A 6,043-nucleotide genomic window follows, 5' to 3' on the forward strand; every position below is an offset into this window, starting at 1 on the left:
GCCGCCACCGGCGCGACGCCGATCGACCCGGTGCGCGGGCAGCTCGCCCTGCGCGCCGCCACCGCGATCCTCGGCGCCGCCGGATGACCCGGCCCGGAGCGCGGGCGGCAAGCCCGCTGCCACAGCACCGCCCGCTCGATCACCAGGAGCAGCCCGCATGACCGATATCGACGACAACCATTCGCGCCGTTGGCGTCTCGTTCTCGGGCAGGCCGCGCAGGAACAGCTCGGCGGCCTGTCCTCGGGCCCCGACCAGGCGATGGACCAGGCCCTCGGCGCCCTCTACAACACCGGCGAGGCCGGCGGATCGACGAAGCGGTCCGGCGGACTCGGCGGTTCGGCGCCCCGGGTGGCGCGCTGGCTCGGCGACATCCGCACCTACTTCCCCGCGACCGTGGTCGAGGTGATGCAGCGCGATGCCGTGCAGCGGCTCAACCTCACCCAGCTGCTGCTCGAACCCGAACTGCTGGAATCGGTGGAACCCGATGTGCACCTGGTGGGGACGCTGCTCGGCTTGAACCGGGTGATGCCGGAGACCACCAAGGCCACCGCCCGGATGGTGGTCGAGAAGGTGGTGCGCGAGATCGAGCAGCGCATCGCGGCCAAGACCGTCGCCGCGGTCACCGGCGCGATCAATCGCTCGGCCCGCACCCACCGCCCGAAACTGCGCGACATCGACTTCGACCGCACGATCCGCAAGAACCTCGCCAACTACCTGCCCGAGCATCGCACCGTCGTGCCGGAACGGCTCGTCGGCTACGGGCGCAAGGCGCAGTCGATCCAGCGCGACGTGGTGCTGGCGATCGATCAATCCGGCTCGATGGCGGCCAGTGTCGTCTACGCGTCGGTCTTCGGCGCGGTGCTGGCGTCGATGCGGTCGCTGAAGACCTCGCTGGTGGTGTTCGACACCGAGGTCGTCGACCTCACCGACCAGCTCAGCGACCCGGTCGACGTGCTGTTCGGCACCCAGCTCGGCGGCGGCACCGACATCAACCGCGCCATCGCCTACTCGCAGTCGCTGATCACCCGGCCCACCGACAGCCTGTTCGTGCTCATCTCCGATCTCTACGAGGGCGGCGTGCGCGAGGAGATGCTGCGCCGATGCAACGCGATGAAGGAGGCCGGCGTCCATGTGGTGGTCCTGCTCGCGCTCTCGGACGAGGGCGCGCCCGCCTACGACCACGACAACGCCGCCGCGCTGGCCGCGCTCGGCATCCCCGCCTTCGCCTGCACCCCGGACAAATTCCCCGATCTGCTGGCGACCGCCCTCGATCGTGGCGACCTCACCCATTGGGCCGACACCCACGCTCCCGCCGTGTAGCACCGCGAGTTTCGCTAGGCTGCGAAGCGATCGGGTTCGGTGAACGGGGTGAGGCGATGTTGCGGCGCGGGGAGGTGTTCGCCGGGTTCGTCATCGAGCGGGAGCTGGGGCGCGGTGGGATGGGCGCGGTGTACGCGGCCCGTGATCGGCGGCTGCCGCGGCTGACCGCGCTCAAGCTCATGCACCGTGACCTGTTCACCGACTTCGAGATCCGCACCCGGTTCGAACGGGAAGCGGACCTGGTCGCGCAGCTGGATCACCCGAACATCATCACCGTCTACGACCGTGGCGTCGACGAGGAACAGCTGTGGATCGCCATGCAGTTCGTCGACGGGGTCGACGCGGCGGCGGTCCCGGTGCCGCAGTTCGGGATCGAGCGGATCGCGCAGGTGGTCACCCAGACCGCGAGCGCGCTGGACTACGCGCACCGCCAGGGCGTGCTGCACCGCGACGTGAAACCGGCCAACATCCTGCTCTCGCGGACCGCGGGCGTCGGCGCCGGCTTCGACGAACGCGTGCTGCTCACCGACTTCGGCATCGCGAAACTCCTCGACGACACCGGCGGTCTCACCCGCACCGGCCAGTTCACCGCCACCATCGCCTACGCCTCGCCCGAACAACTCAGCAGCGCGCCCCTCGACGGCCGCGGCGACCAGTACTCCTTGGCCTGCACCGTGTTCCGACTGCTCACCGGCACCGGCCCGTTCGACGCGCCCAACCCGGCCACCGTCATGCTCGGCCATCTCAACGCCGTGCCGCCACGAGCCAGCACCCGGCGTTCCGCCTTGCCGCCGGCGGTCGACGCGGTGCTGGCCAAGGCGATGGCCAAGGATCCGGCGCGGCGCTTCCCCACCTGCGCCGATTTCGCGGCCGCGCTCACCGAATCCCTCACGCGCCGAGGGTCTGCCCCCAGTTCGTCAGCCACGCCCCGGACCTCCGTCTCCACCGGTCACGCACCGGACCACCGATCCGGCACCGACTTCCGCGGCCGTGGTGCCGGACCGGCTGGCCACCCCGATGCACCGCAGACCCGGCGCAACACCGCATCGGATCCGGCCCGCCGGTCCGAGCCGACAGCACGCGGCGCGACATCCGCGGACGGCCGACCACGCATCGACATCCGGCACCCGGCGCGGCACCCCGGCTCTCCCGCTCGCACACCGGTTTCCGGTTGGCACGACCCCGAGCCCCGGCGCGAACACACGCACCGCAGCAGCGACGCCGTGGTCAGCGCCGGGTCGGTGTGGCTGAACGCGGTGCACGGTTGCCTGCTCGGCGGCGCGATCGGCGACGCGCTCGGCGCGCCGATCGAGACCAGAACCCTGCGGCAGATCCGGGACCAGTACGGCCCGGACGGTCTCACCGACACCGATCCACTGCGGATCTCCGAAGAGACGCAGCTGACCGCGTTCACCGTGGAGGCGTTGATCCGCGGCTCGGTGCGAGCCAGAGCCAAGGGTATCGGCGGGGCCACCATGGGCCTGCTCCAGCAGGGCATGCTCGTCTGGCTGCGCGGCCAGGTGGTCGACCTGCCCGACCAGCCCTTCGCGCTGCACAGCTCACTCAGCGGCCACCCCGAACTGATCGAGCAACGGGGCGTGGCGAATTCGGTGTACACGGCCCTGCTCCAGGCTGCGGCAAGGCGTGCGCCAGCCAGCCCGCTTGGCACCCGCGATCAGCCGATCAACGCTTCCAAGGGCAGTGGCGCGATGATGGGAGCCGCGCCCTGCGGATTCGGCTACGCCGCCGACCGTTCCGGCGCGGCCATCGGCGCGATCTTCGAATTGGGTTGCGACGCTGCCGCCCTCACCCATGGCCACCCCAGCGGCTGGCTGCCCGCAGGCACCCTCTCAGCACTGATCTACCGGCTCTCGCGGGGCGATGACACCGCGACCGCGCTGGGCCGCGCGCAAGCTGAACTCGCGAGCTATCCCGAGCACGGGGAAACCTCGGCCGCACTGGACAAGTGCATTGCACTGGCGGGCGCGATCGCGCGCGCCGGTCGGGCGCCTGCCCCGGAGGAGGTAGAGTCCCTCGGCCGAGGCTGGATCGGCCCCGAGGCGCTGGCCATCGCGGTCTTCGCCGTGCTCGCAGCCGAATTCCGCGGTGGCGCACCACACGACATCGTCCGCACCGGACTCCTGCTGTCGGTCAACCACTCCGGCGACAGCGACGCTGTCGGTTCCATCGCCGGCAGCCTCCTCGGCGCCCGCTACGGCCGCGCCGCCCTCCCCCATCGCTGGGCCGACACCGTCGACGCGGGCGCGGTCCTAGGCCGCCTGTCCACCGACTACTGCACAGAATTCGGCCTCACCCCACCCCGCGACGCCCACGGCCAACCCACCGACGACTGGTTCGACCGCTACCCGACATGACCTGGCGACCGCCGCATCTCTATCTGCTCGATTCACCGGTTTCGGTCGAACTCGGTACCGCTCGTGTCGTCCCAAAACTTGGGGCCTAGCATGACACGGTCATTGGGATCGATCGCATCCCGCTTTTTCTTAGCTTCTTCGAACATCTTCCGGTATTTGGCAAGCTCTTCTGGGGTGGGCGCCTCGACGCCAGCCTCTTCCGGCGTGGAGAACGTCTTTCCTGCTACTCTTTCGCTCATCTCAGTCACCTCTCTGCCATCTTGATGATGGTCTTCCCACTACTATCCACGTAGTTATCTACGACATAGAATTTGGAGCCTGGGCGAAATAGTACCTCAGCCTCGTCTGCAGCATTTGGAATGCGACTATACTGTTCGATATCCTTCCCAGTTTTCGACGCTATTTCAAATTGAACGTTTCCGGGAAACGACCCGGAAGAATTCCTTGAAGTGCTCACGAATGCATCTTCGGTTATCACCTCACCTGGCTTATATTTTGCAATGACATCAGCCGGTAGGTCGGTGCCGCGATATACCACGCCATCATAATTTGGCAACTTAGAGAGAGCCGTGTCGATGTCATTGATCTTCGCCTGCTGCGTGGCGTCCGCGTTACCTTCCCGTAAGGCTGCATTGAGTTGTTTGTAGCCCAATGGACCCAGATCCTCCTCCGTGTAGTCCCCGATCGCATCGATGTCCTTCTGGGAAAGCTTAGACTTCGGTGCAGCCTTGAGCTTCTCTACCAGCTTAGTCGTCAGATCCTTGATCCGTTGGACAGTGTCTTTGGTCTTCGTGGTGATGCGCTCAACTGCGACAGCGGTCTTGAGTTTGCCAGCCCTGATGACGGCGCGGATGAGGTCAACGAATCTGTCGATAGCTTTGGCTGTTTTCGCAGCGGCCAACGCCGCACCCACCCCGAAACTGACGAATGAAGTAGCCACGGCGATGGCGGCGTTGATGGCGATCTCTTCGAGCAGCGCCTTGCCGAGGTCTTCGAGTGTCTTTCGGAGCTGTTCGCGCAGGTCGTCATGGGCTTGTTTTTGGTCGCGGCAAGCTTGGGCGATTTCGCCGTAGGCCCTGAGATGTCAGAAGCAGCAGTCTTGAGTTCGCGTAGGTCTTCATCTATGAAGTTGGCATCAGGGGAGGTGACCTGGTCGAACATGGCTGCTACGCGTTCGAGTTCGGTGGCGACCGCGGTGACCGATTCATGGGTGGCCATGGCGTTCCACAGGTCGGCTGCACGGGAGAGCTTGCCGGTATCGCCGTCTGGGATAGGGATGCCGACCTTGGCGGCGAGTTCGAGTCCGTCGTCAACGATGCCGCGTCCGTCGCCGCCGGCCGAGGTCGGGAGCGTGAAGATTAGTTGATCGAGGCTTCCAGTGAATGCAGGGTTCAGAGTCGGCAGCTGGGGTTCAGGCACACCCGAAGCTGGGTTGTGGTCGGCGAGCGCGTGGTTGTATCCAGCCTGGTTGAGTACACTGGCGTAGCCATCGAGGGCAAGGACCATGTCCAGCGACATCTTCCAAAGTTCCCTCGCCCGAGTATCGTAGGAGTCTGCCCACGTCTTCCCGTCGCCCACGCTGCCGGCCATGCCGGAAGTTTCTTTCAGTGAATACATGCCACTTTGGAATGCGGTCATTAGACCGGACGCAGCGGTATTGCAGGCAGTCGCGGCATCGTAGTAGACCTGGGGCGCGACATCGAGGACGGTCATCGCAAGCCTCCGCTGGCGCGCACGGCGAGCGCGGTCGCCGCTTCGCAGCTGAATCGCTGATGGCTGGCGCATATGGAGTTGATACCCGCTGCAACGTCCCGTGTGCCCGTGATCCGTTGAGCAAAGGTGTCATTGCCAAGGAGGACCGACTGACCAGTCCTGCATGCTCGGACACGCGTGGCGTGTTGCAGGATTCCGGCGTGGTCGGCAACGAGGAAGCTGGTGAATCCGGCTACGCGGGTAGTGATTTCGTCGAGTTCGGTAGCGGCGACCCGTAGCGGTTCAGCCATGAAGTGTTCCCCCCTGTGGATTGTGGCAGGTCGAACGAACTGGTGTTGGTGGCGCGGCTGGTGGTCGAATCGGCCGAGGGCATCAAGAATTCGACGAATCGCCAATCACAAGCTTCCGATCCCACCACCACGAGAATCGGCCCTCGACGATCATGCTCGTCCCAGCATTTCAAGGTTGGCCGCGATGGCGGCCGTATACCGGTCATATGCCGCCTGGACCGCTTGGCGCATCGTGTCGATGCCTTCGGTGAGGTTCCCCCGTTTTCACGGAGAGCTCCAACCCGTGGTCCGATAGGACCGGAAGGAGTCGATCAGTGGCAGCACCGAAGAAATATCCGGACGAG

5 protein-coding genes are annotated in these 6,043 nt (G+C 65.9%); 2 read left to right on the plus strand and 3 right to left on the minus strand.

Features of this window, described 5'->3' with window-relative positions; genetic code table 11:
• Positions 1-157: 157 nt before the first annotated feature.
• Positions 158-1,321, plus strand: a complete 1,164-nt coding sequence (locus ATM97_RS00115; protein ID WP_218715842.1) for a VWA domain-containing protein — start codon at positions 158-160, stop codon at positions 1,319-1,321.
• A gap of 56 nt (positions 1,322-1,377) precedes the next feature.
• Positions 1,378-3,696, plus strand: a complete 2,319-nt coding sequence (locus ATM97_RS00120; protein WP_218715843.1) for an ADP-ribosylglycohydrolase family protein — start codon at positions 1,378-1,380, stop codon at positions 3,694-3,696.
• Positions 3,697-3,728: 32 nt separating this feature from the next.
• Here the strand turns inward: ATM97_RS00120 and ATM97_RS00125 are convergent, their stop codons facing one another.
• From ATM97_RS00125 to ATM97_RS34135, 3 genes are read right to left on the minus strand one after another with little or no spacing between them, the layout of a single operon-like run.
• Complete coding sequence (locus ATM97_RS00125) at positions 3,729-3,935, minus strand: hypothetical protein (protein WP_218715844.1); 207 nt, start codon at positions 3,933-3,935, stop codon at positions 3,729-3,731.
• A gap of 5 nt (positions 3,936-3,940) precedes the next feature.
• Positions 3,941-4,549 (minus strand): ADP-ribosyltransferase, encoded by a 609-nt coding sequence (locus ATM97_RS00130; protein WP_308248316.1) that lies wholly within the window; start codon positions 4,547-4,549, stop codon positions 3,941-3,943.
• Positions 4,450-5,409: a hypothetical protein gene (locus ATM97_RS34135; RefSeq protein WP_255586491.1), complete on the minus strand. Its 960-nt coding sequence runs from the start codon at positions 5,407-5,409 to the stop codon at positions 4,450-4,452. The genes ATM97_RS00130 and ATM97_RS34135 overlap by 100 nt, the downstream gene beginning before the upstream one ends.
• Positions 5,410-6,043 lie beyond the last annotated feature (634 nt).

The sequence above is a fragment of the Nocardia sp. MH4 genome, from assembly GCF_019266065.1.
In the GTDB taxonomy this organism is placed as follows: Bacteria; Actinomycetota; Actinomycetes; order Mycobacteriales; family Mycobacteriaceae; genus Nocardia; species Nocardia canadensis.

Excerpts from the sequence above, each read along its gene's own strand:
- ATM97_RS00115 (WP_218715842.1), top strand. The coding sequence starts at position 158 with ATGACCGATATCGACGACAACCATTCGCGCCGTTGGCGTCTCGTTCTC.
- ATM97_RS00120 (WP_218715843.1), top strand. The coding sequence starts at position 1,378 with ATGTTGCGGCGCGGGGAGGTGTTCGCCGGGTTCGTCATCGAGCGGGAG.
- ATM97_RS00125 (WP_218715844.1), bottom strand. The coding sequence starts at position 3,935 with ATGAGCGAAAGAGTAGCAGGAAAGACGTTCTCCACGCCGGAAGAGGCT.
- ATM97_RS34135 (WP_255586491.1), bottom strand. The coding sequence starts at position 5,409 with ATGACCGTCCTCGATGTCGCGCCCCAGGTCTACTACGATGCCGCGACT.